Raw genomic sequence first — 24,063 nt, 5'->3', positions numbered from 1 at the left:
GGGGGCCCCCCCCGCGGGCCGGGGCGGGCTCGGGCCCCGCGCGCCCCCGGCCCCGCCCCCCCCCCCCGCCCCTGCGCGGCGGGGCGGGCCCGCGGGGGCCCCGGGGGGCCCCCCCCCCGTCCGTGGTCGAACGCGAACGCTCAGGCCTTGCGCATGTACGCCCGCACCGTGAGGGGCGCGAAGACCGCGACGATGACCGCCGCGCCGACGAGCGAGATCACGGCGTCCGCACCCAGAACCCCGTTGTTCGTCAGCTCGCGCACCGCGGTGACCAGGTGCGAGACCGGGTTGACGTTCACGAAGCCCTGGAGCCAACCAGGCATGGTGTCGGGCTGGACGAACGCGTTCGACAGGAACGTGAGCGGGAACAGGATGATCATCGAGATCCCCTGGACGCTCGACGCCGTCCGGGCGATCACGCCGAAGAACGCGAAGATCCAGCTCACGGCCCACGAGCACACGATCACGAGCAGGCCCGCCAGGACGACCGACCCCAGGCCGCCCTCGGGGCGGTAGCCCATGGCGTAGCCCATCGCGAACGTGAGGGTCGTCGCGATGCCGTACCGGACGGTGTCAGCGAGCAGCGCTCCGGACAACGGCGCGATGCGTGCGATCGGCAGCGAGCGGAACCGGTCGAACACGCCCTTGTCCATGTCCTCGCGGAGCTGGACGCCCGTGACGACCGACGTCGTGATGACGGTCTGCACGAGGATGCCCGGGATGATCGTGGGCAGGTAGCTCACGACGTCGCCCGCGATCGCGCCGCCGAAGATGTACGTGAACATGAGCGTGAACAGGATCGGCTGGACCGTCACGTCGACGAGCTGCTCGGGCGTCCGGCGGATCTTCAGGAGCCCGCGGTACGCCATGGTGAACGTGTTGCGGACCGTCTGACCGACGCTCGTGCGGTTGGACAGGCTGCGGTCGGAGCCGGCCTGGATCTGCTGACGGGGGGCGGTGAGGGTCGTGGTCATCGCAAGGCTTCCTCTCGCGTACTGGTGGTGGCGCGGGCGACGTCGCCAGCGGCGGCCGTGCCTGCGGTGTCGTCCTCGCCGTCGCCCGCGACGCCGTGGCCCGTGAGGGTCAGGAACACCTCGTCCAGGCTCGGCTTGTCCATGCTGATCGAGTCGACCGCGATGCGGGCCTCGCGCAGCCGGACCAGGAGGTCCGTGACCTCGTCGGGGCCCGTCACCGGGACCGTGATGCGCCGGGCCTCGGGGGACGTGGTCGCTGGCACGCCGAACGTCGTCACGATGTCGAGCGCCGACCCCAGGTCTGCGGCCGCGACCAGCCCGAGCTGCAGCGACTGGTTGCCCACGGCGTCCTTGAGCTCGTCGGCCGTGCCCTCCGCGACGACGCGCCCGCGGTCGATGACCGCGATCCGGTCGGCGAGCTGGTCGGCCTCGTCGAGGTACTGCGTCGTGAGCACGACCGTCGAGCCCGTCGCGACGAGCTCGCGGATCGTGTCCCACATCTGCGCGCGGGTGCGCGGGTCGAGGCCTGTCGTGGGCTCGTCGAGGAAGATCAGCGGCGGCTGGGCGATGAGGCTCGCCGCGAGGTCCAGACGACGGCGCATGCCGCCCGAGAAGTTCTTGAGCGGGCGCGTGGCCGCCTCGGTCAGGCCGAACGTCTCGAGGAGCTCGGCGGCCTTGCGTCGAGCCTCGGCCCGACCCAGGCCGAGCAGGCGCGAGAAGATCACGAGGTTCTCGGTCGCGCTCAGCGTCTCGTCGACCGATGCGTACTGGCCCGTGACGCCGATGAGCTGGCGCACGACCTGGGCCTCGCGGACGACGTCGTGCCCGAAGACCCGGGCCTCGCCCGCGTCGGGGCGCAGGAGCGTCGCGAGCATGCTGATGGTGGTGGTCTTGCCGGCGCCGTTCGGGCCGAGCACGCCGTACACCGAGCCGGTGCGGATGCTCAGGTCGACGCCGTCGACCGCCCGGTTGTCGCCGAACGTCCTGACGAGGCCGTGTGCCTCGACCGCCCATTCGTGGGTCATGGATTCCTCCTGGTGGCTGATGGACCCAGCCTCCGGGAGGTGCCTGTCACGCCGGTGTCAGGGCGCTGTCACGTCGCTGTCGCCGCCCGGGACTCGCCCGGGACTCGCCCGGGGTTCCCAGAGACACAGAAGGGCCGCCGTCCCCGAGGGGACGACGGCCCTTCTCGAACGCCGCGGGCGGCGCTCGGAGCGTTCAGTCGCGGACGCGGAACGAGAGCAGCGTCCAGGTGAGCGACGTGACGAGCAGACCCGCCCCCAGCATGTGCGCCGCGACCAGGATCTCCGGCAGTCCCGTGAAGTACTGGACGTAGCCGATCAGGCCCTGCAGGAGCGTCACTGCGATCAGCACGACGACGGCCTTGCGGGCTCGGGCGGGCGCGTCCGTCTGCCGGAGGACCCGCACCGCGAGCACGACGAGCACGATCAGGAACAGCCACACCGAGGCCGCGTGGAGCTTGCTGACGAGCGCCGGGTCGAGCGCGAAGCGGTACGCGACCTCGTCGTCGCCCCCGTGCGGGCCCGAGCCCGTGGCCAGGACGCCCAGGACGAGGAGCGGTACCGAGACGGCCGCGAGCACGCGGCCCACGACACGGGTGCCCGGGTCGACGACGGTCACCGGGGCCTTGTCGCCCTCGCCGTGGCGGTAGAGGAGGTACGCCGAGACCCACACGAGCGCGGCCGAGACGAGGAAGTGGAACCCGACGACCGCGGGGTGCAGGTGCAGCAGCACCGTGATGCCGCCGATCACGGCCTGTGCCGCGACACCACCGAGCGGTGCCCAGCCGAGGCGTCGGTACGAGGACGAGCGCGAGGCGTCCGTCCACACGAGCAGCAGGAGCGCGACCGCGATGATCCCGAGCACGCCCGTGAGCGTGCGGTTGCCGAACTCGATGATCGGGTGGATCGACATCGCGGAGTGGAACTCGGGCGTGAAGCTCCCGGGCTCGCACAGCGGCCACGTCGAGCAGCCGAGCCCCGAGCCCGTCAGGCGCACCGCGCCCCCGGTCACGATGATGCCGATCTGGCCGACGAGGTTCGCGACGAGGACCGGACGGGTCCAGCGGCGGAACCGGTCGACCTTCGCGTACCAGGCGGGGGAGGTGGGTACGGGGGCGAGTTCTGCGCTGCTCACCGTCCAAAGGTAGCCGCGCGGGGAGCGGCCCCCGCTATCCGGACCCGGCCTCCGGGTGTGATGTTGGCCCGGATCGGCAGCGGCGCTGCGGGGGACCGAGCGACGACGTTCCCGGAGGCGAGCGTCTACCCGGCGAGTTCTTGACAAGACCGATACTCTGACGAGACTTTTTCTCGACCGTCCAGGGGGTTCGCATGGTTGCTCGCCGTCCGTCCGTCGTCGCCCGGCCCGGCCGCCTGCTGGCGACGACCCTGACCCTGGTCGTCCTCGCAGGCTGCACCTCGGGCGGAGAGCCGCAGCCCGGCCCGACTGCAGCACACGAGGCGGACCGCAGCCGGACGAGCGCACCGCCGGACCCGACGCCGAGCCCGACGTCGCCCGCCGCGGACGGAACGGGGGACGGCGCCCAGGAACCGTCCCCGGTGACAGGACCTGCGGACAGCCCCGACGAGTACGTGCCGGACCCCGAGGAGCTGCGCCGGGTGCTGGTCGAGACCTACACCCCGCTCATGGTGCTCCAGCCCCAGGGCTTCTCGGCGTCCCACCGGTTCCAGGCCCGGGACGGTTGGACCGTCCTGAGCTCCAACGGGAGGTGCGCCCTGTCCAGCCGTACGCTCGCGGCCCCGACGGACGGACCGACCGACGACGTCCCCGGCGCCGCGCGGGACGCGTCGTTCGCGGCGCTCCGGGACGTCCTCGCCGCCGAGCAAGGCGCGAAGAACGTGTCCGCGGAGTCGGAGTCCCTCGTGTTCGGGGAGGAGCGGACAGAGCCACGGAAGGGGACGAACGTCGCGACGCAGGACTGGACCGTCGAGCGCGCAGGATCGCCCGTCCGGAGCAGGGTCCTCGCCCGGGCGAGGACGTTCACGAGCTACTCCGGGGTGACGATGCGGGCCAGCACCGTCCTGTCCTTCGAGTGCACGGGAACGACGATCGACGAGAAGGCGTGGACCGGCGTGCTGGAGTGGCTGCGCCTGCCGGCCACGGCGGTGGAGGCCGCAGGGGTCTGGCCCGGCGCCTGAGGAGTCCTGGGCCGGCCCGGCCGGGTCCGACCCGGCCCGCGAGACGCCCGTCGGTCGCTGAGCGGCTCAGGGCAGGCGGACCGTCAGTGCCAGCGGAACAGCTTGCCCGCTCCCCACCCGAGGGCCGCGGTCCAGCCGAGCAGCACGACCACCGAGAACGCGGGCACCTCGCCGAGGAGCAGCGCGCCCCGCATCGCCTCGCCGAGCGCGCCCGACGGGAGCAGCAGCGCGACCTGCTCGAGCGCCCCGGGGAGCTGGGACGCAGGGACGAGCACGCCGCCCGCGACGGTCAGCAGGACGAGCAGCAGGTTCGCGACCGCGAGCACGCCCTCGGCGCGCAGCGTCCCCGCGAGCAGGAGCGCGAGGCTCGTGAACGCCGCGGTGCCGAGCAGCACCGCGAGCAGCGCGGGCAGGATGCCCGCCGGGTCCGGGGACCAGCCGAGCGCGAGCGCGACCCCGCCGAGCACGACCACCTGGACCACCTCGACCGCGAGCACCCCGAGGATCTTCCCCGCGAGCAGGCCTCCGCGGCCCAGCGGCGTCGTGGACAGCAGCCGTAGGACGCCGTTGCGGCGGTCGAACGCCGTCGCGATGGCCTGCGACGTGAACGCCGTCGACATGACGGCGAGGGCCAGGACGCCCGGTGTCACGAAGTCGATGCGCGAGTACCCCTGCGTGTCGAGGTCGATGAAGGACGTGCGCGCGAGCCCGACGAGCAGCATCACGGGCAGGATGATCGTCACGAGCAGCTGCTCGCCGTTGCGCAGGATCATGCGCGTCTCGAACGCCGTCTGCGACGCGACCCGGCGCCATGCGGGGGCGGCCCCGTCGGTCGGGGCCGGCGCGGCGGGGTCCGAGGCGACCGGTCCGGCCGTGGTCTGGTCGGTCATCGGAGCTCTCGTCCTGTCAGGTCGAGGAACACGTCCTCGAGGGTGCGGCGGCCGATCGTGAGGCGCGAGGCGAGCGCGCCCTCGTCCGCGAGCCACGCGGTCACGAGGGCGACGGTCGACGGGTCGACCGGCCCGGTCACGCTGTACGAGCCGGGCTGCGTCTCGGTGACGGTCCACGCGGAGGCGGGCGACGTCGTCGGGCCGGACTCGACCCGCTTGCGGAGCGCACCGGTGTCCAGGCCCTCGCGTGCCTCGAGGCGCAGCGTGCGGTTCCCGTCCGCGGACGGGCCCGCGTGCAGGAGCTCGGAGGTCGCGCCCGAGGCGATGACCTGTCCGTGGTCCACGATGTACACGTGGTCCGCGAGGTCCTCGGCCTCGTCCATGAGGTGGGTCGTCAGGACGATCCCGACGCCGTCCGCGCGCAGCTCGCGCACGAGCTCCCACACCGCGTGCCGGCTCTGGGGGTCCATGCCCGCGCTCGGCTCGTCGAGGAACACGACCTCGGGGCGGCCCACGATCGCCGCGGCGAGCGCGAGGCGCTGACGCTGACCGCCCGACAGCCGCCGGACCGTCGTCCGGGCGAAGCTCGCGAGCCCCAGGCGTTCCGTGATCTCCGCCACGTCGCGAGGGTTCGCGTACATCGACGCGACGTGGTGCAGCATCTCGAGCGCGCGCACGCCCGTGGGCAGGCCACCGTCCTGGAGCATGACGCCGACGCGCGGGCGCAGGTCGCGCGCGTTCAGCAGCGGGTCGAGCCCGAGGACCTGCACGCTGCCCTCGTCGGGGGCGCGCAGGCCTTCGCAGCACTCGATCGTGGTGGTCTTGCCGGCCCCGTTGGGGCCGAGGACGGCGGTCACGGCGCCTCGGGAGGCGGTCAGGCTCAGGTGGTCGACGACCGCCCGGCCGTCATAACGCTTGACCACGTCCTGGAGGACGACGGCGGGGGAGTCGGGCACGGTGGCGATTGTAGGGGAGCGGGCTGGGGGCGGCTGTGAGGTACGCCTTGCTTGCGTCGGAACAATTAGCGCATGAGACTGTTACCTATATCGATGACGCCTCCCGGGACCGTGCGCGCCCGCGGACCAGGCGGAAGGAACCCAGCAGGCCGACGACGTGGAGGTGAGGCATGAGCGACGACGCACGTACCGCCCGCGCCGTGCCGCCCGCAGGCCCCGTCGCCCTCCAGGGCCCGAACGACACGCACGTCCCCGTCGACGGTGACGGCACCACGCGCGAGCGCGTCCTCGCGCTCATCGTCTCCGACGGTCCCGTGAGCGCTGCCTCGCTCGCGACCGACCTCGGCCTCACGCCCGCAGGCGTCCGCCGTCACCTCGCCCAGCTCGAGACCGACGGGCTCATCGCCGTCCACGAGTCGGGCGCGGGCACCGGGATGCGCGGGCGCCCTGCCCGCCACTACGTTGCGACGAACCGCGGCCAGTCCGAGCTCTCGGGCGCCTACCCCGACCTCGCGACCCAGGCGCTGCGCTACCTGCGCGACGTCGCCGGGGAGGACGCGGTCGAGGAGTTCGCCCACCGTCGCCTCGAGGAGCTCACCGACCGCTACGCGAGCCGCATCACGGCCGACGACGTCGCGGGCCGGGCCGAGCAGCTCGCGGCCGTCCTCGCGGAGGACGGGTTCGCGGCGAGCGTGCGACCCGTCGCCGGCACCGCGACCGTGCAGCTCTGCCAGGGACACTGCCCGGTCCAGCACGTCGCCGAGGAGTTCCCCCAGCTCTGCGACGCCGAGGCCCAGGTCTTCTCCCAGCTCCTCGGCTCGCACGTCCAGCGGCTCGCGACCCTCGCGGGCGGCGGGCACGCCTGCACGACCAACGTCCCCGTGCTCCCTGCGGCGACCCGCGTACCCGAGGCGAGCGACGCCGTCGGGCACCAGACCACCGGACGCCGTGCCACCGCGCGCGGACCGCGCGCCCCGGCGCACCCCCCAGCACGACACCCCGAACCGACAGGTTCATCGACCACCGCCCCACCGCCCCCCTCCGTCGTCGACGGAACGTGGAAGGAATGACATGAGCGCTCCCACCCAGGACACCGCCGGCGTGTCCCAGAGCACCGGCCAGTCCGACGAGGAGATCATCGCCTCGATCGGCTCCTACGGCTACGGCTGGCACGACAAGGACGACGCCGGCGCGACGGCGCAGCGTGGCCTCTCCGAGGCGGTCGTGCGCAACATCTCCGCGCTCAAGAGCGAGCCCGAGTGGATGCTGAACTACCGCCTCAAGGCCCTGCGCCTGTTCGACAAGAAGCCCATGCCCAACTGGGGCAGCGACCTGTCGGGCATCGACTTCGACAACATCAAGTACTTCGTGCGGTCCACCGAGAAGCAGGCGACCTCGTGGGACGACCTGCCCGAGGACATCAAGGAGACCTACGACAAGCTCGGCATCCCCGAGGCGGAGAAGCAGCGCCTCGTCGCCGGCGTCGCGGCCCAGTACGAGTCCGAGGTGGTCTACCACCAGATCAACGAGGAGCTCGAGAAGCAGGGCGTCATCTTCCTCGACACCGACACCGCGCTGCGCGAGCACCCCGAGCTCTTCCAGGAGTACTTCGGCACCGTCATCCCCTCGGGCGACAACAAGTTCGCCGCGCTCAACTCGGCCGTGTGGTCCGGCGGCTCGTTCGTCTACGTCCCCCCGGGCGTCCACGTCGAGATCCCGCTCCAGGCCTACTTCCGCATCAACACGGAGAACATGGGCCAGTTCGAGCGCACGCTGATCATCGCGGACGAGGGCTCGTACGTGCACTACGTCGAGGGCTGCACCGCCCCGATCTACTCGAGCGACTCGCTGCACTCCGCGGTCGTCGAGATCATCGTCAAGAAGAACGCCCGCGTGCGCTACACGACCATCCAAAACTGGTCGAACAACGTGTACAACCTCGTCACCAAGCGTGCGACGGCCGCCGAGGGCGCGACGATGGAGTGGGTCGACGGCAACATCGGCTCCAAGGTCACCATGAAGTACCCCGCGATCTACCTGCTCGGCGAGCACGCCAAGGGCGAGACGCTGTCGATCGCGTTCGCGGGCGAGGGCCAGCACCAGGACGCGGGCGCCAAGATGGTGCACGCCGCCCCTAACACGTCCTCCTCGATCGTCTCGAAGTCCGTGGCGCGCGGCGGTGGGCGCACGTCCTACCGCGGCCTCGTCCAGGTCCTCGAGGGAGCGGAGCACTCCGCCTCCACCGTTCTGTGCGACGCGCTGCTCGTCGACCAGATCTCCCGGTCCGACACCTACCCGTACGTCGACGTCCGCGAGGACGACGTCTCGATGGGTCACGAGGCGACCGTGTCGCGCGTGAGCGAGGACCAGCTGTTCTACCTCATGTCCCGAGGCATGGCAGAGACCGAGGCCATGGCCATGATCGTGCGCGGGTTCGTCGAGCCCATCGCCCGTGAGCTGCCCATGGAGTACGCGCTCGAGCTCAACCGCCTCATCGAACTGCAGATGGAAGGGTCCGTCGGCTAAATGACTACTACTGCGAGCACCACACAGACCGAGCCGGTCGGCCTGAGCACGGACCACTCCCAGGCCGTCCAGGACGGCGCTCACTCGCACGGGGTCGGCGGCACGCCGCAGGGCTCCCGCGCCGAGCGCATCACCTCGTTCGACCCGGCCGTCATCACCGAGCCCACAGGCCGCGAGGAGGAGTGGCGCTTCTCCCCGGTCAAGCGACTCGCCCCGCTGTTCTCGACGACGCTCGGCAGCGCCGGCGTGCGCACGACCGTGGTCGACGCGCCCGAGGTCACGGTCGAGATCGTCGGCCGCGACGACGAGCGGCTCGGCCGCGCGGGCGTCCCGGGCGACCGCACCGCCGTGACGGCGTGGAACGCGTTCGACGAGGCGACCGTCGTCACCATCCCGGCCGAGGCAGTGGCCAGCGACGTCACGTCCGTGCGCATCGAGGGCCTGTCCGACGAGCCCACCGCGACGCACCTGCTGATCCAGGCCGAGCGCCACAGCGAGTCCGTCGTGGTCATCGACCACGTCGGTTCCGCGACGCTCACCGAGACCGTCGAGATCGTCGTCGAGGACGGCGCGCACCTCACGGTCGTGTCCGTGCAGGACTGGAGCGCGGGCGCCGTGCACGCGAGCTCGCACCGCGCACGCATCGGCCGCGACGCCAAGCTCAAGCACGTCGTCGTGACGTTCGGCGGCGACGTCGTCCGCGTGACCCCCGACGCCGAGTTCACCGGCACCGGTGGCGAGGTCGAGATGGTCGGCCTGTACTTCGCGGACGCCGACCAGCACCAGGAGCACCGCCTCTTCGTCGACCACGCCGTCCCGAGCTGCAAGTCGCGCGTCACGTACAAGGGCGCGCTGCAGGGCGAGGGCGCGCACACGGTCTGGGTCGGCGACGTGCTGATCCGCACCGAGGCCGAGGGCACCGACACCTACGAGCTCAACCGCAACCTCGTCCTGTCGGACGGTGCGCGCGCGGACTCCGTGCCGAACCTCGAGATCGAGACCGGCCTCATCGAGGGGGCCGGGCACGCCTCGGCCACCGGTCGCTTCGACGACGAGCAGCTCTTCTACCTGCAGGCGCGCGGCATCCCCGAGACCGACGCGCGTCGCCTCGTGGTCCGCGGCTTCTTCGCCGAGCTCATCCAGGAGATCGGCGTCCCCTCGGTCGAGGAGCGCCTGCTCGAGTCGATCGAGGCCGAGCTCGCCAAGTCGATGAGCGTCATCGAAGGCCGGTGACCCGACCCGCATGACTGCACAGCTTGCTTGCATGACCGACGACGTGGCGCCCGAGGAGGCGCTGCGTGTGGAGCTCGAGGGCGAGAGCGGCCCCGTCGAGGTCGCGGTCGTCCGTGACGGCGACGGGAACTGGCACGCCATCTCGGACATCTGCTCCCACGGCGCGGTCTCGCTGTCCGACGGCGAGGTCGAGGGCTGCTTCATCGAGTGCTGGCTGCACGGCTCGCAGTTCGACCTGCGGACCGGCATGCCCACCGCGCTGCCCGCGATGCGCCCCGTGCCCGTCTACCCGGTCACGATCGACGGCGAGCGCGTGCTCGTCGACATCGACCAGACCGTCTCCCCGTCCTGACCCCCTGAACTTTCTCGAATACTGGAGAACACCACATGTCCACTCTGGAGATCCGCGACCTGCACGTCAGCGTCGAGACCAAGGAAGGGCCGAAGCCGATCCTGCGCGGCGTCGACCTGACCATCAACGCGGGCGAGACCCACGCGATCATGGGCCCCAACGGCTCGGGCAAGTCGACCCTCGCGTACTCGATCGCCGGCCACCCCAAGTACACGATCACGAGCGGCACCGTGACGCTCGACGGTGAGGACGTCCTCGCGATGACCGTCGACGAGCGTGCCCGCGCGGGCATGTTCCTCGCCATGCAGTACCCGGTCGAGGTCCCCGGCGTGTCCGTCTCGAACTTCCTGCGCACCGCCAAGACCGCGATCGACGGCGAGGCCCCCGCGCTGCGCACGTGGGTCAAGGACGTCAAGGGCGCCATGGAGAACCTGCGCATGGACTCGTCCTTCGCGGAGCGCTCGGTCAACGAGGGTTTCTCCGGCGGTGAGAAGAAGCGCCACGAGATCCTGCAGATGGAGCTCCTCAAGCCCAGCATCGCGATCCTCGACGAGACCGACTCGGGCCTCGACGTCGACGCGCTGCGCATCGTCTCCGAGGGCGTCAACCGCGCCAAGGAGTCCACGGACGTCGGCGTGCTGCTCATCACGCACTACACGCGCATCCTGCGCTACATCAAGCCGGACTTCGTGCACGTGTTCGTCGACGGCCGCATCGCCGAGGAGGGTGGCCCGGAGCTCGCCGACCGCCTCGAGAACGAGGGCTACGACCGTTTCCTGACGACGGGCGCGGCCACGGCCTGACCTGTCCTGCCGCCCGCCGGTCCGCCGGCGGGCACCTGACACCTTGAGGAGACATCCGATGACCACCACCGACACCGTGCGGGCAGGGCTGAGCGCCACCGAGCTCGCCGCCGTGCGAGCCGACTTCCCGCTGCTCGCCCGCACGGTGCGGGGTGGCCGTCCGCTCGTCTACCTCGACTCGGGGGCCACGTCGCAGAAGCCGCAGGTCGTCCTCGACACCGAGGTCGACTTCTACGAGGAGCGCAACGCCGCGGTGCACCGCGGCGCGCACCAGCTCGCGGAGGAGGCGACCGAGGCGTTCGAGGACGCCCGGTCGGCGGTCGCCCGCTTCGTGGGGGCCGACGCCGACGAGATCGTCTGGACGTCCGGGGCGACGGCCGCGATCAACCTCGTCACGTACGCGCTGTCGAACGCGACGATCGGTCGTGGGGGAGAGGCTGCCCGCCGTTTCGCCCTGGCGCCGGGCGACGAGATCGTCCTGACCGAGGCCGAGCACCACGCCAACCTCGTGCCGTGGCAGGAGCTCGCCGCGCGCACGGGCGCCGTGCTGCGCTGGTTCGGCGTCGACGACGACGGGCGCATCCGCGTCGACGAGGCGGACTCGGTCATCACCGAGCGCACGCGCGTCGTCGCGTTCACGCACGCGTCCAACGTGACGGGCGCGATCACGCCCGTCGCGCCGATCGTGGCACGGGCCAAGGAGGTCGGGGCGCTCACGTTCCTCGACGCGTGCCAGTCCGTGCCGCACCTGCCCGTGGACCTGCACGCCCTCGACGTCGACTTCGCGGCGTTCTCGGGCCACAAGATGCTGGGGCCCACGGGCATCGGGGCGCTCTACGGGCGCCGCGAGCTGCTGGAGGCGCTGCCCCCGGTCACGACCGGCGGGTCGATGATCGAGGTCGTCACCATGACGGAGGCGACGTACATGCCGCCGCCGCAGCGCTTCGAGGCCGGCACGCAGGCCGTCGCGCAGATCGTCGGCCTCGGCGTCGCCGCGCAGTACCTCGACGAGCTGGGCATGGAGAACGTCGCGGCCCACGAGCACGACCTCGCGGTCGAGCTCCTCTCGATCGCCGACATCCCGGGCGTGCGGATCATCGGCCCGGCGGTGCCGGAGGACCGCCTCGCGGTCGTCTCGTTCGTCGTCGAGGGCGTCCACGCGCACGACGTGGGCCAGGTGCTCGACGCCGCCGGCATCGCCGTGCGGGTCGGTCACCACTGCGCCCAGCCGCTGCACCGCCGGTTCGGGATCGCCGCCACGGCGCGCGCCTCGGCCTCGGTGTACACGACGTCCGAGGACGTCACGGCGTTCCGGGAAGGTTTGGCGGGGGTCCGGGCGTTCTTCTCAGTGGACTGACACGCGCACGTCCACGTCGACCGTGGGCGTCTCGCGGCCTGTCTCGTCCCCGCTTTCCAGCGCACCGCAGGATGTACCGAAGGAGCAGGACCCCAGCAATGAGCAGCTCGTTGGAGCAGATGTACCAGCAGGTCATCCTCGACCACGCGAAGTCCCCGCACGGGCGAGGGTTCGTCGACCTGTCGGAGGGGCACCTCCACGGTGAGTCGCACCAGATCAACCCCACGTGCGGCGACGAGGTCACGATGCGCGTCGAGTTCGACACCGCCGACCCGAAGGTCCCGACCATCTCGAGCGTGAGCTGGGAGGGCCAGGGCTGCAGCATCTCGCAGGCCTCGCTGTCGGTGCTCACCGACCTCGTGACGGGCGCACCCGTCGCGGAGTCCGAGCACCTCGGCGACCTCTTCCGCCAGCTCATGCAGTCGCGCGGCAAGGGACTCGACGAGGACCTCGAGGACGAGCTCGGGGACGCCACGGCCTTCACCGGGGTCGCGCAGTTCCCGGCCCGCATCAAGTGCGCGCTGCTCGGCTGGGCCGCGCTGCGTGACACCCTGGCGACGTCGGGAGTCCTCGTCGGCCCGAGCGCCACCACCGCCGACCAGTCCTCGGCCGACACCCCCTTGCCCGCCCAGTCACCTCAGGCACCCCAGGAGAACCGATGACGACCGAGACCCCCGCCGCCGCTGCGGCGCCGACTCCGCCGACCGCGGCCGACGTCGAGGAGGCCATGCGCGACGTCATCGACCCCGAGCTCGGGATCAACGTCGTCGACCTCGGCCTCGTCTACGGCATCCAGGTCGACCAGAACAACCACGCTGTCATCGACATGACGCTCACCTCGGCGGCCTGCCCGCTCACGGACGTCATCGAGGACCAGTCGGCGCAGGCCCTCGACGGGCTCGTCGACGGCTTCCGCATGAACTGGGTCTGGATGCCGCCGTGGGGCCCCGAGAAGATCACGCAGGACGGCAAGGACCAGCTGCGCGCGCTGGGCTTCAACGTCTGACGCTCGCCTCAGGGTCTTGCGTCGAAGGGGCCGTCGTTCCTCCCGGGACGGCGGCCCCTTCGACGTGCCCGTCGGCTCACGCCACCGCGAGCCAGGGGACGGGGGCGGCGGCAGCCGGGCACCCGAAGCGAGCGGTGCCGCCCGACGTCACTTCGAGTGCTTGTGGTTCGTCCCCGGGTAGACGGCGTCCACCTCGACCTCGACGAGCCACCCGTTGACCGGAAGGTTCTCGATCTCGAGCGCGAAACGCGAGGGACGCGCCTCGTTGACGACCATCGGCTTGGTCGTCACGGAGCCGAGCTGGACGTCGAGCGTCGCGCCCGTCGCGAGGTTCGTGTTGGCGAAGAACTGCCGGTACGCCCGGTTCCACCCGGCGAAGTCCATCTTCGCCTCGCCCTCGGGGTTCTGGAGGAAGACCCGCATCGAGACGACGTCCTCGTAGGACAGCCCGGCCTTCGTGAGGTTCTCACCGATGCGCATGAGGACGTTGATGCCCTGGGCCTCGGTGAGGGTGACCCCGGCCGGCAGCTGCCCCCCGGGGAAGACGTCGGTCGGGATGTACCGGGCCTCGGCGGACACGCCGGGGGCCGTGTTCATCGCCGACGGACCGAGTCCCGAGGACTTGTACCAGGAGACGTTCTTGCCGATCGCGACGCCGTCGGCGATCGAGGCGGTGTCCCCCGTGATGAACGAGACGGCCTCGGTCGGCGCGGGCTCGAAGAGGTTGGCCTTCGCGTAGGCGGTGCCCGGGACGGCGACGGCTGCGGTCACGACGACCGCGGCGACGATCTTGACGCTGTTCTTCATGAGGACCTCCAGTGGCGGTGCAGCGCGCGGAGCGCCTGGCACGTGTCGGTCCGGTGGGTACCGGATGGCGAGGACCGTAGTGAGGTGCCGTTTCGGCGCGATGAACGCCGAGGTTCGGGCGGAAGTCGGGCCGATGCCTCGTATCGCCGGATCCGCCTGCAGAGGGCATCCGGCAGGAACCTCGCGAAACAGACTTGTTACCCCCGGCAACTGTCAGGAAACGCCGAGGAACCGTCCAGGGAACCTGGGGCGCCTAGCGTCACGCACGGTGCTGGCGGCGGCACCTGGCGCTCGCGGCCGTGGACCCCGTCCGTCAGACCGACAAGACGAGAGGTAGGGCATCGTGGTCTCAGAAAACGGCTCCTCCGGCGTCTCGCGCCGCAGCTTCCTCCAGGCAGTCGGCGTGGGCTCCAGCGCCGGCGTCATGTTCGCGACGATGGGCGCCGTCGGGCTCGCCCCGACGGCCGCGGCGCAACCGCGGAACGAGTCCTGGACACCCCCGAGGGGCAGCGACTTCTCGCTGACCGGGCGTTCCGCCAAGAAGGTCGTGGTCGTCGGTGCGGGACCCGCCGGGCTTGCGTCGGCGTACGAGCTGCAGAAGGCCGGCTACCGGGTGACGGTGCTCGAGGCCCGTCACCGGGCGGGTGGCCGGACGCTGACGATACGCAACGGCGACTCCGAGACGGACATCAACGGCGTCAAGCAGATCGCCCGGTTCTCCGACGGCACGTACATGAACGCGGGCGCCGGGCGCATCGCCCAGTGGATGGTGACCATGGACTACCTGCGCGAGCTGGGGGTGCCGTACGAGGTCTTCACCAACGCCAACGCCGACGCCTACCTCTACAACGAGCGCTCGGGCGCCACCCCGGGCAACCCGGTCCGGTACCGCACGGCCAAGGCCGACGTGTTCGGCTACACCTCGGAGCTGCTGAGCATGGCGGCCGACCAGGGCGCGCTCGACCAGAAGCTGACCGCCGCGGACAAGGAGAACCTGCGGTCCTTCCTGCGCAGCTGGGGGTCGCTGACGACCGACGGGAAGTACCAGGGCGGGAGCAACCGCGGGTACTCGGTCTACCCGACGGCGTGGAACGAGCACGGCACGCCGCTGCCCGGACCGGGCACGGTCTCGGAGGTGCTCGCCTCGAAGGTGGGGCAGTACTTCCCGTTCGAGATCAACTGGGAGCAGTCGATGCTCATGTTCCAACCCAAGGGCGGCATGGACACGACCTACGAGTACTTCGTGCGCGCCATCGGCAAGCAGAACGTGCTCTTCAGCTCGCCGGTCACCGGGGTCGAGAACACGAGCCGCGGGGTCAAGGTCACCTACACGGCGGCGAACGGCAAGGCTCGCCAGATCGACGCCGACTTCGCGATCGTGTCCGCCCCGGCAGGGCTCATGCGTCGCTGGAGCACCAACTGGGGCCCGGACATCGACGCGGCGCTGGGCGAGTTCGCGGTCGGCTCTCCTGCGGGCAAGATCGGCCTCCAGTACCGGTCGCGCTTCTGGGAGGACGACCACCGCATCTACGGCGGCATCACCGAGACCGACATGGACCTGGCCCACATCTGGTACCCGTCCTACGGGTACGGGGAGCGCAAGGGCCTCGTCGTCGGCTACTACAACACGGGGGCCAACGCGCGGGCCTACGCGGACATGGCGCCCAAGCAGCGTGAGCTGCGCGCGGTCGAGCAGGGCGTCAAGATCCACGGCGAGAAGTACCGGACCGAGCTCGAGAGCTCGTTCTCGATCGCGTGGCACAAGGTGCCGTACATCGAGGGCGCCTGGGCGTACCCGAACACCGAGTCCGCGCGCTTCAAGCAGCTCCAGCAGGGCGCGGGCAACGTGTACTTCGCGGGGGACTGGATGTCCGAGATCTCCGCCTGGCAGCACGGTGCGTTCTGGTCGGCGCGGTACGCCGTGCAGAACCTCCACCAGCGCGTCATGTCGAGCTGATGCGCACGAGGTCCGGGTTCCTCGACTCGTTCGAGGAGCCCGGACCGGCTGCTCGTCCGGCACGCTCGTCGGCGCCTGGGCACGGGGCGCATCGCCCGTGCCCCGGAGCGCCGGACTCCAGCCCGACCCGGCGTGTTCACCCGTCCGCGGGCGCGAGCGGCGGGCCCTCCAGGACTCGTGGGCGGTACTCGACGATCTGGATGCCGGTGTCGAAGGTGTGGTGCTCGGTCATCTCGAGGGCGACGTCGGGGTACCCGTCGTAGATCCGTTCGGACCCGGTCGCGCCGGTGATCACGGGGAACATCCCGACCCGGAACCGGTCGACGAGCCCGGCCCGCAGCAGCGCACGTGCCACGCTGAGGCTGCCGATCGTGCTCAGGATGCCGGCCTCCTCGGCCTTCATGGCGCGGACCGCCTCGACCGCGTCGCCGCGCACCAGCGTGGAGTTCGGCCACGTCAGCGGCTCGGGGAGCGTGCTGGAGAAGACCACCTTCCGTGCCGCCGTGAGCTCGTCGACCGACGCCTCCTCGTCGGCCGTGAACTCGTCCGTCCCTTCGGGCATCTGACCGGCCGCGAAGCCCGACATCAGACGATAGGTGGTCGCGCCCATCAGGTACGTGACCTGGGGTTGCTCCTGCAGCCACCCGAGGTACTCAGGGCCTTCGAGCCCCCAGAACCCGGGCCAGCCCTCGCCCGACGCGTAGCCGTCGAGCGAGGTGATGAAGTCGACGAGCAGCTCAGCCATCGGTTCGTCCCCGTCCGTGTCGATCCCTGCGGTGGTGCCGCTCGGCGGCGGCCTGGTCTCACCACTGAGACGGCGGCACGACCGGAAACTCATCGGTCCGGTGGGGTGCTCACAGCGTCGACGCCTCGAGCGCGTTGCAGTCCTGGAACGTCCCGCCGTCGTAGCCCGTCATGAACCAGCGCTGGCGCTGGTCGCTCGACCCGTGTGTCCACGCCTCGGGGTTCACCGAGCCGGTCGCGGACTGCTGGATGCGGTCGTCGCCCACGGCGGACGCGGCGGAGAGGGCGTCCTTCAGCTGGTCCGGGGTGATCTCCTGCAGGAACGGCACGCCGCGCGTGGCGTCGATGTTCGTCGCGGCGTTCCCGGCCCACATCCCGGCCAGACAGTCGGCCATGAGCTCGATGCGCACCGAGTCGGACTCGGGGCCGGTCCCGGACCGGTCCGCCGACGCCATGACACCGGTGAGCTGCTCGATATGGTGTCCGAACTCGTGCGCCGTGACGTACTCCTCGGCGAGCGGGCCGCCCGAGGACCCGAAGCGGTCGCGCAGCTCGTCGAAGAACGAGACGTCGATGTACACGGTCTGGTCGGGCGGGCAGTAGAAGGGCCCGACCGCACTGGTCGCCGCGCCGCACCCGGTCTGCGTCGAGCCCGTGAAGCTGTAGACCTCCGGGACGACGTACTCGACGCCGACCTGCTGGGGCAGGGCCTCGGACCAGTAGTCGTCGAGCGAGAGCGCGGTGGCCGACAGCCGGCACTCCCGCTCGGTGTTGGCCTGCTCGACCGTGCACTCCTCGACGAACTGCTGCTGCGCGGTGTCCTCGGCCCCGGAAGGCTGGACCACCTGGTCGCTCACCGCGCCGAGCACGCTGCCCAGGTCACCACCGTTGAGGAGCGCGAACACGACCGCCACGAGCACGGCCGCGATGCCGCCGCCCGCGATCACCGGTCCCTTGCCGCGCCCGCCCTTGCGGACCCGACCACCCTCGAATGAGCCACCCTCGTTGAACGTCACGGGTCAACGCTACTCGTCGCCGCAGGTCACGGCGTCCTGCGGTGCAACGTCGGGCGAGGACGGCCCGTCGGTGGTACCGGCCCCGACGGCGCCGCCCACCTCGCCCCCGTCCCGCACCCGCCCGCAGCCCGCCCCCGGGCAGGCGGGGGCCGAGAACGGGCTTGAGGCCGCCATGGCCGCCGGAACGGCCACAACCCCGTTCTCGGCACCCCAGGCGCGACCAGCAGCCCGACTGTGACGGACCAGCCCGCGAAATCCCGTTCCGTCCGCGGGCTCCCGGCACTAGAATCGGTGGCGTTTGTGTCTCGCGCACAGCGCGACCGCGCGAACCCCTACGCCCCCTGAACACCTCACCATCCTGCCGGAGGAACTCTCTGTGATCACTGCCCACGCCGTCGAGCTGCGCGTCGGCGCCCGCGTCCTGCTGGACGAGGCGTCCTTCCGCATCGCAGCCGGAGACCGGATCGGCCTGGTGGGTCGCAACGGAGCGGGCAAGACCACCCTGACGAAGACCCTCGCGGGGGAGACCCAGCCCACGGCCGGGCAGATCGTGCGCACCGGAGACGTCGGCTACCTGCCGCAGGACCCGCGCACGGGCGACCTCGACGTCATCGCCATGGACCGCGTCCTCTCGGCGCGTGGCCTCGACGTGCTGGTCCGCAAGATGCGTGAGACCGAGGGGGAGATGGCGAGCGCCGACGAGGAGACCCACCTCGCCGCGATGGAGCGCTACCCCAAGCTCGAGGAGCGCTTCACGGCCGCGGGCGGGTATGCCGCGGAGAGCGAGGCGCAGCGCATCACGTCGAACCTGGGCCTCGACGACCGCATCCTCGCGCAGCCCCTCAAGACCCTCTCGGGTGGCCAGCGCCGACGCATCGAGCTCGCGCGCATCCTGTTCTCGGGCGTCGAGACCCTGCTGCTCGACGAGCCGACCAACCACCTCGACGCCGACTCGATCCTGTGGCTGCGCGACTACCTGAAGAACTACTCGGGCGGGTTCGTGGTCATCAGCCACGACGTCGAGCTGCTCTCGGCGACCGTCAACAAGGTCTTCTACCTCGACGCGACGCGCGGCGTCCTCGACCAGTACAACCTGGGCTACAAGGCGTACCTCGAGCAGCGCGAGACCGACGAGCGCCGCCGTCGCCGTGAGCGCGCCAACGCCGAGAAGAAGGCCGGCACGCTGCTCGCGCAGGCCGAGAAGATGCGCGCCAAGGCCACCAAGGCCGTGGCCGCGCAGAACATGATCAAGCGCGCCGAGCGCATGCTCTCGGGCCTCGAGGGCGAGCGCGTGAACGACAAGGTCGCCAAGCTGCGGTTCCCGACCCCGGCGCCGTGCGGGCGCACGCCCATCACGGCCGAGGGCCTGTCCAAGTCGTACGGCTCGCAGGAGATCTTCGCGGGCGTCGACCTCGCGATCGACCGCGGCAGCCGCGTCGTCGTCCTCGGGCTCAACGGTGCGGGCAAGACGACGCTGCTGCGCATCCTCGCGGGCGTCGAGAAGCCCGACACGGGCGAGGTCATCGCGGGGCACGGGCTCAAGCTGGGCTACTACGCCCAGGAGCACGACACGCTCGACATGGACGTGACGGTCGTCGAGAACCTGCGGCACGCCGCGCCGGACCTCACCGACACCCAGGTCCGCTCGGTCCTCGGTTCGTTCCTGTTCTCCGGCGACGACGCGAACAAGCCGACCAACGTCCTGTCCGGTGGCGAGAAGACGCGCCTCGCGCTCGCGACCATCGTGGTCTCCGGGGCGAACGTGCTGCTCCTCGACGAGCCCACCAACAACCTGGACCCGGCCTCGCGCGCCGAGATCCTCGACGCGCTCAAGAACTACGAGGGCGCGGTCGTCATGGTCACCCACGACGACGGTGCGGTCGAGGCGCTCTCCCCGGAGCGCGTCCTGCTGCTGCCCGACGGCGACGAGGACCTGTGGAACGACTCCTACGCGGAGCTCATCTCCCTGGCCTGAGCCGCTGGAACGACGAACGGCCCGCCTGCTCCTCGGAGCAGGCGGGCCGTTCGTCGTGTCTGGGCGCGCGGTCAGAGGCGGGTCTCGGGGAGCTGAGCGTCGATGAGCGCGTCCTCCTCCTCCTCGGCCGTGGGACCGCGCTTGCGGCGCGGCGCGGTCTCGCCCGGTGCACGGCCCGTCGCCCGCTGCTCGCCGAGCAGGTCGCCCGCGGTCACGGTCTCGCGCTTCTCGCGGCGGATCAGGATGAGGAACCCGCCGATCGCGCCCGCGGCGAAGACGAACCACTGGAACGTGTACGACAGGTGCGAGCCGGGGTCGGTGTCCGGTACCGGGAGCGGGCGCAGCGACGCGGAGGGGGCGGGGTCCTCGGCCCGGAGCGAGCCGTACGCGCCCACGGTCGCCCCCTCGGCCCACGCGGCGCCGTCGGGGCCCTCGGCGAGGACCTGGGCCGTGTTGATGGCCTGGACCTGACCGGCCGGGGCGTCGCGACGCGACGCGGGCTCGTCGGCGCGCAGGCTGACCGTCACCTCGACCGTGCCCGCCGGGGGAGCGGGTACCGCGTCGGGGGCGCTCGCGTCGGCACCCAGGGGCACGAAGCCGCGGTCGACGACCATGACGACCTTCTCGCCGCCGTCGGTCGGGGCCGTCACGAACGGCACCAGGACGTGGAAGCCGGCCTTGCCACCCGCCGGACGGTTGCGCAGCAGGACCGTGGCGTCCTCGACGTAGGAGCCCTCGAGCGTCACGCGCTGCCACACGTCCTGCGGGTCCAGGACGGCGCCCGGGCCGTCGAGCACGTCCGTGAGCGGCACGGGCTCCGCGTCGTAGTTCGACTCGATGATCTCGATCTGCGCCGAGCGCGACTCGTACCGGTGCCACTGCCACCGGCCCGCGAGGACGCACAGCGCGGCCACGAGCAGGACCCCGAGCGCGAGCGTGACCCACTGGCGCAGCGTCCGGGGCTCGGCCTTGGCGTCGCGCGACACGTCGAGCGCGAGCCGGGCGGCGTCGGGCTGCCGGGCGCCCTGCGGAGCGGCGGCCGCGTCCGGTCCGCCGGGTCCTGCGGGGTGGTCGGGGCCGGGGGAGGGCTGGGTCACAGCTCGGGCCGGCGCTCGAGGTCGGCGACGGGGACGGTCTGCTTCCAGAAGTCACGGGCACCGAGGAACGTCTCGAGGTGCTCGCGGTGGTCGTCGCACGCGAGCCAGACCTTGCGGCGCTCGGGCGTGTGCAGCTTGGGGTTGTTCCAGAGCAGCCCCCAGACGGCCTCGGCGCGGCAGCCCTTGCCGCTGCAGATCAGCTCACCCTCGTCGACGGGGTCGGCGAGGTGGAGGAGGTCAACCATCGTGCGGCTCCTGGTCGGTCGTTCGGTCGGTTCGGTCGGTCGTCGGGTCGGCGGCCTGGTCGGCGGTCCGGCCCGTGGGACGGTCGGCTGTCCGGTCGGTGTCCGCCGCGTCGGCAGCGCCCGCCGCGTCTGCCGTGTCCGCCGTGTCCGACGCGGCGGGCGCGTCGTCGCGCACCCGGCCCTCGTCGTCGAGCTCGACGACCCGCCCGAGGCCCGGGTGGTCGGGCGCGGCCTCGACCTGGAGGCGCTCCATGGGCGAGACGTCGTAGGACTTCTGGTCGCGTCCCGCGTTGACGAGCAGCACCGCGACGTACGGCAGGACGATCGCGGCGCCGATCAGGACGAACGAGAACCACCCGTGGACGATCACCGCCGCGAGGAAGCACACGAGCCGGATCCCCATCTGGATGAGGTAGCGCTTGGTGCGCCGCGCCTGGTCCTCCGCGAGCGACTCCGGTGCGTTCGAGATGCTCGGCACCTGGTTGTTGCTGCTCACCCCTCCATCCTACGTTTGTCGGAACCCGACAAAGGACCCCTGCCGCCTGTGATGGTCCCTGCGCGCACGCGGTCCGGGGCGCGGGGTACGGTCGTGGCGGCGACGTGCCGGCCGCGCGGGACCTCTCCCGCCGCAGGCGTCGCCTCCCAGCCACCCGAACGAGGAGATGTCGTGTCCGAAGCCCCCGCTTCCCCCGCCCCGCGCACCGTGGTCGTCACGGGCGCCAACCGGGGCATCGGCCGCTCGATCGCCGAGCGCTTCGTCGCCAACGGCGACCGTGTCGCGACGATCTACCGCAGCGGCGACCTCCCCGAGGGGGTCTTCGGCGTCGTGGGTGACATCACCGACACCGACGCGGTCGACGCGGCGTTCACCACGATCGAGGCCGAGCTCGGCCCGGTCGAGGTCCTCGTCGCGAACGCGGGCGTGACGCGCGACCAGCTCCTCATGCGCATGACCGACGACGAGTTCGAGTCGGTCATCGACGTGAACCTCACGGGGACGTTCCGCTGCGTGCGCCGCGTCTCCAAGGGCATGATCCGTCTGCGCCGCGGCCGCATCGTCCTCATCTCCTCGGTCGTGGGCCTGTACGGCGGCCCGGGACAGGTCAACTACTCGGCGTCCAAGGCCGCGCTGGTCGGCATGGCCCGCTCCATCACGCGCGAGCTGGGCGGGCGCGGCATCACCGCGAACGTCGTGGCCCCCGGCTTCATCGAGACCGCCATGACGGCCGAGCTGCCCGAGGAGCGCCAGAAGCAGTACAAGGCCAACATCCCGGCGGGGCGCTTCGCCCAGGCGGACGAGGTCGCGGGCGTCGTGCAGTTCCTGGCGTCGCCCGACGCGGGGTACATCAGCGGCGCCGTGATCCCCGTCGACGGCGGCCTCGGCATGGGCCACTGAGGCCACCGGCACGCGCGGAACGGGACAGCCCGAACCACCGCGCGCGCCACCGGGGAGCACGGCGTGTTCCTCGACACACCGCACGACCCCCCCAGAACTGTCGGTGCGGGTCGTCCATGAGTACGCTCAAGCAGCGCACGACGAAAGAACGGAAGAAGAACTGATGGGTCTGCTCGAAGGCAAGAAGCTCCTGGTCACCGGCGTCCTCACCGACTCCTCGATCGCGTTCCACGCGGCCCGGCTCGCGCAGGAGGAGGGGGCCACCGTCGTGCTCTCCTCGTTCGGTCGCCAGATGAAGCTCACGCAGGCGTTCGCCAAGCGTCTGCCGGTCGAGGCACCCGTCGTGCAGCTCGACGTGACGAACGAGGAGGACCTCGCAGGTCTGGCCGACGCGGTCCGTGAGCACGTCGACACGCTCGACGGCGTCGTGCACTCGATCGGGTTCGCGCCGCAGTCCGTCATGGGCGGCAACTTCCTCTCCGCGAGCTGGGAGGACGTCGCGACCGCTCTGCAGGTCTCGACCTTCTCCTACAAGTCCCTCGCCGTGGCCGCCAAGCCGCTCATGACGAACGGTGGCGCCGTGGTCGGGCTGACGTTCGACGCGCAGTTCGCCTGGCCCGTGTACGACTGGATGGGCGTCGCGAAGGCCGGGCTCGAGTCCGCGAACCGCTACCTCGCGCGCGACCTCGGCCCCGAGGGCATCCGCACGAACCTGGTCTCGGCCGGCCCGATCCGCACGACGGCCGCGAAGTCGATCCCCGGGTTCGAGCAGATGGAGGACGGCTGGCCCACGCGAGCCCCCCTCGGCTGGGACCAGATGACCGCAGAGCCCGCCGCACGCGCGGTCGTCGCTCTCCTGTCAGACTGGTTCCCGGCGACGACGGGGGAGATCGTGCACGTCGACGGCGGCGTGCACGCCATGGGTCTGTGACGAGAGGGACGAACGTGCGAGATGGCCGATCGGCGGCGGCGTTCGACGCCACCGGGTCCGGGGCACCGGGCCGTACGCACCGGTTGGTGCTGCTCCGGCACGCCAAGGCCGAGCCCGCCGGGGGCGTCGACGACGTCCTGCGGCCGCTCGCGCTCAACGGTCGGCGTCAGGCCGGCCGGGTCGGTGCCGCGCTCGCCCACTCCGCGCTCGTCCCCGAGCTCGTCCTGTGCTCCTCGGCGCTGCGCACGCGCCAGACCTGGGAGCTGCTCGCCGCGAACCTCGGCGACGTCGCGCCCGAGGTCGTGGTGACGGACACCCTGTACGCCGCGGGGGTCAAGGACGTCGTGGACCTGGTCCACGGCGCCGACTCCCGCGTGCGGACGCTCCTCGTGATCGGTCACGAGCCGACCATGGCGGCCGCGGCTGCGCACCTGGCTTCCTCCAGCTCGGACTCGGGCGCCCTGGCGCAGGTCCGCGTCGGGGTCCCGACCGCGACCTACAGCGTGCTGGAGTCCCTCACGGCGTGGAGCGAGTGGACCGACGGTGTCGCGGACCTGACGTACGTCGGGCGCCCCTCGAGCTGAGCAGGGCTGAGCAGAGCCCCGACGGGCAGGCAGCA

At 71.5% G+C, this 24,063-nt stretch carries 25 protein-coding genes; 14 read left to right on the top strand and 11 right to left on the bottom strand.

All coding sequences use genetic code 11. The features are described 5' to 3' along the window. Positions 1 to 140 precede the first annotated feature (140 nt). The 3 genes from WFH32_RS17275 to WFH32_RS17265 form a co-directional block, all read right to left on the bottom strand. Positions 141 to 974 carry an ABC transporter permease gene (locus WFH32_RS17275; RefSeq protein WP_191796410.1) on the bottom strand — a complete coding sequence of 278 codons (834 nt, stop codon included), beginning with the start codon at positions 972 to 974 and terminating at the stop codon, positions 141 to 143. Then, complete coding sequence (locus tag WFH32_RS17270; RefSeq protein ID WP_336708536.1) at positions 971 to 1,999, bottom strand: ATP-binding cassette domain-containing protein; 1,029 nt, start codon at positions 1,997 to 1,999, stop codon at positions 971 to 973. The genes WFH32_RS17275 and WFH32_RS17270 overlap by 4 nt, the downstream gene beginning before the upstream one ends. Positions 2,000 to 2,192: 193 nt before the next feature. Then, on the bottom strand, positions 2,193 to 3,131 hold the full coding sequence (locus WFH32_RS17265) for a COX15/CtaA family protein (RefSeq protein WP_336708535.1): 939 nt from the start codon (positions 3,129 to 3,131) through the stop codon (positions 2,193 to 2,195). A gap of 194 nt (positions 3,132 to 3,325) precedes the next feature. Between WFH32_RS17265 and WFH32_RS17260 the strand changes: the two genes are divergently transcribed. Beyond that, positions 3,326 to 4,153, top strand: coding sequence for a hypothetical protein (locus WFH32_RS17260; RefSeq protein ID WP_191796413.1), 828 nt, complete (start codon positions 3,326 to 3,328; stop codon positions 4,151 to 4,153). A gap of 83 nt (positions 4,154 to 4,236) precedes the next feature. On the opposite strand, the gene WFH32_RS17255 is transcribed toward WFH32_RS17260, so the two are convergent. Further along, positions 4,237 to 5,043 carry an ABC transporter permease gene (locus tag WFH32_RS17255; RefSeq protein WP_191796414.1) on the bottom strand — a complete coding sequence of 269 codons (807 nt, stop codon included), beginning with the start codon at positions 5,041 to 5,043 and terminating at the stop codon, positions 4,237 to 4,239. Continuing rightward, positions 5,040 to 5,999 (bottom strand): ABC transporter ATP-binding protein, encoded by a 960-nt coding sequence (locus WFH32_RS17250; RefSeq protein ID WP_191796415.1) that lies wholly within the window; start codon positions 5,997 to 5,999, stop codon positions 5,040 to 5,042. Before WFH32_RS17250 ends, WFH32_RS17255 begins: the two co-directional genes overlap by 4 nt. A 170-nt stretch (positions 6,000 to 6,169) precedes the next feature. Here WFH32_RS17250 and WFH32_RS17245 point away from each other — a divergent pair, with 170 nt between their 5' ends. The 8 genes from WFH32_RS17245 (at position 6,170) to WFH32_RS17210 (ending at position 13,276) form a co-directional block, all read left to right on the top strand. After that, positions 6,170 to 7,069 carry a helix-turn-helix transcriptional regulator gene (locus WFH32_RS17245; protein WP_191796416.1) on the top strand — a complete coding sequence of 300 codons (900 nt, stop codon included), beginning with the start codon at positions 6,170 to 6,172 and terminating at the stop codon, positions 7,067 to 7,069. A 1-nt stretch (position 7,070) separates the two neighbouring features. Beyond that, positions 7,071 to 8,525 (top strand): Fe-S cluster assembly protein SufB, encoded by a 1,455-nt coding sequence (gene sufB / locus WFH32_RS17240; protein ID WP_191796417.1) that lies wholly within the window; start codon positions 7,071 to 7,073, stop codon positions 8,523 to 8,525. Then, the gene (gene sufD, locus WFH32_RS17235; protein WP_191796418.1) at positions 8,526 to 9,758 is read left to right on the top strand and encodes a Fe-S cluster assembly protein SufD; all 1,233 of its coding nucleotides are present in this window, start codon (positions 8,526 to 8,528) and stop codon (positions 9,756 to 9,758) included. A gap of 10 nt (positions 9,759 to 9,768) precedes the next feature. Continuing rightward, on the top strand, positions 9,769 to 10,110 hold the full coding sequence (locus WFH32_RS17230) for a non-heme iron oxygenase ferredoxin subunit (protein ID WP_030152220.1): 342 nt from the start codon (positions 9,769 to 9,771) through the stop codon (positions 10,108 to 10,110). 35 nt (positions 10,111 to 10,145) lie between these two features. Then, entirely contained in the window at positions 10,146 to 10,913 is a 768-nt protein-coding gene (sufC, locus tag WFH32_RS17225; protein WP_138824653.1) for a Fe-S cluster assembly ATPase SufC, read from the top strand. Positions 10,914 to 10,971: 58 nt separating this feature from the next. Continuing rightward, positions 10,972 to 12,270, top strand: a complete 1,299-nt coding sequence (locus WFH32_RS17220; protein WP_191796419.1) for a cysteine desulfurase — start codon at positions 10,972 to 10,974, stop codon at positions 12,268 to 12,270. Between the two features lie 98 nt (positions 12,271 to 12,368). Then, positions 12,369 to 12,932 carry a Fe-S cluster assembly sulfur transfer protein SufU gene (sufU, locus tag WFH32_RS17215; protein WP_191796420.1) on the top strand — a complete coding sequence of 188 codons (564 nt, stop codon included), beginning with the start codon at positions 12,369 to 12,371 and terminating at the stop codon, positions 12,930 to 12,932. After that, positions 12,929 to 13,276, top strand: a complete 348-nt coding sequence (locus WFH32_RS17210) for a metal-sulfur cluster assembly factor (protein ID WP_191796421.1) — start codon at positions 12,929 to 12,931, stop codon at positions 13,274 to 13,276. Before sufU ends, WFH32_RS17210 begins: the two co-directional genes overlap by 4 nt. Before the next feature lie 147 nt (positions 13,277 to 13,423). Here the strand turns inward: WFH32_RS17210 and WFH32_RS17205 are convergent, their stop codons facing one another. Continuing rightward, positions 13,424 to 14,083, bottom strand: a complete 660-nt coding sequence (locus WFH32_RS17205; RefSeq protein ID WP_191797845.1) for a Rid family hydrolase — start codon at positions 14,081 to 14,083, stop codon at positions 13,424 to 13,426. 343 nt (positions 14,084 to 14,426) lie between these two features. Here WFH32_RS17205 and WFH32_RS17200 point away from each other — a divergent pair, with 343 nt between their 5' ends. After that, positions 14,427 to 16,040: a flavin monoamine oxidase family protein gene (locus tag WFH32_RS17200; protein ID WP_336708529.1), complete on the top strand. Its 1,614-nt coding sequence runs from the start codon at positions 14,427 to 14,429 to the stop codon at positions 16,038 to 16,040. Between the two features lie 136 nt (positions 16,041 to 16,176). On the opposite strand, the gene WFH32_RS17195 is transcribed toward WFH32_RS17200, so the two are convergent. Both WFH32_RS17195 and ypfJ read right to left on the bottom strand, forming a co-directional pair. Beyond that, on the bottom strand, positions 16,177 to 16,785 hold the full coding sequence (locus WFH32_RS17195) for a dihydrofolate reductase family protein (protein ID WP_336708527.1): 609 nt from the start codon (positions 16,783 to 16,785) through the stop codon (positions 16,177 to 16,179). Positions 16,786 to 16,894: 109 nt separating this feature from the next. Next, positions 16,895 to 17,800 carry a KPN_02809 family neutral zinc metallopeptidase gene (ypfJ, locus tag WFH32_RS17190; protein WP_336708525.1) on the bottom strand — a complete coding sequence of 302 codons (906 nt, stop codon included), beginning with the start codon at positions 17,798 to 17,800 and terminating at the stop codon, positions 16,895 to 16,897. Between the two features lie 376 nt (positions 17,801 to 18,176). Here ypfJ and WFH32_RS17185 point away from each other — a divergent pair, with 376 nt between their 5' ends. Beyond that, positions 18,177 to 19,775 carry an ABC-F family ATP-binding cassette domain-containing protein gene (locus tag WFH32_RS17185; RefSeq protein WP_138824646.1) on the top strand — a complete coding sequence of 533 codons (1,599 nt, stop codon included), beginning with the start codon at positions 18,177 to 18,179 and terminating at the stop codon, positions 19,773 to 19,775. Between the two features lie 71 nt (positions 19,776 to 19,846). Here WFH32_RS17185 and WFH32_RS17180 read toward each other — a convergent pair whose 3' ends face one another. The 3 genes from WFH32_RS17180 to WFH32_RS17170 are packed head-to-tail and all read right to left on the bottom strand — an operon-like array spanning position 19,847 to position 21,613. Beyond that, on the bottom strand, positions 19,847 to 20,872 hold the full coding sequence (locus tag WFH32_RS17180) for an SURF1 family cytochrome oxidase biogenesis protein (protein ID WP_336708523.1): 1,026 nt from the start codon (positions 20,870 to 20,872) through the stop codon (positions 19,847 to 19,849). Continuing rightward, on the bottom strand, positions 20,869 to 21,117 hold the full coding sequence (locus WFH32_RS17175; protein WP_138824645.1) for a hypothetical protein: 249 nt from the start codon (positions 21,115 to 21,117) through the stop codon (positions 20,869 to 20,871). The genes WFH32_RS17180 and WFH32_RS17175 overlap by 4 nt, the downstream gene beginning before the upstream one ends. After that, positions 21,110 to 21,613, bottom strand: a complete 504-nt coding sequence (locus WFH32_RS17170) for a DUF3099 domain-containing protein (protein WP_318244256.1) — start codon at positions 21,611 to 21,613, stop codon at positions 21,110 to 21,112. Before WFH32_RS17170 ends, WFH32_RS17175 begins: the two co-directional genes overlap by 8 nt. Before the next feature lie 171 nt (positions 21,614 to 21,784). Between WFH32_RS17170 and WFH32_RS17165 the strand changes: the two genes are divergently transcribed. The 3 genes from WFH32_RS17165 (at position 21,785) to WFH32_RS17155 (ending at position 24,028) form a co-directional block, all read left to right on the top strand. Next, positions 21,785 to 22,513, top strand: coding sequence for a beta-ketoacyl-ACP reductase (locus WFH32_RS17165; protein ID WP_336708522.1), 729 nt, complete (start codon positions 21,785 to 21,787; stop codon positions 22,511 to 22,513). A gap of 163 nt (positions 22,514 to 22,676) precedes the next feature. Further along, complete coding sequence (gene fabI / locus WFH32_RS17160) at positions 22,677 to 23,444, top strand: enoyl-ACP reductase FabI (RefSeq protein ID WP_138824644.1); 768 nt, start codon at positions 22,677 to 22,679, stop codon at positions 23,442 to 23,444. A gap of 86 nt (positions 23,445 to 23,530) precedes the next feature. Continuing rightward, positions 23,531 to 24,028, top strand: a complete 498-nt coding sequence (locus tag WFH32_RS17155; protein ID WP_336708520.1) for a SixA phosphatase family protein — start codon at positions 23,531 to 23,533, stop codon at positions 24,026 to 24,028. The last annotated feature ends 35 nt before the right edge of the window (positions 24,029 to 24,063 follow it).

The sequence above is a fragment of the Oerskovia sp. USHLN155 genome (genome assembly GCF_037145535.1).
In the GTDB taxonomy this organism is placed as follows: Bacteria; Actinomycetota; Actinomycetes; order Actinomycetales; family Cellulomonadaceae; genus Oerskovia; species Oerskovia rustica.
The sequence above is the reverse complement of the archived record's forward strand: the minus strand, read 5'-3'. Positions and strand labels throughout refer to the sequence as shown.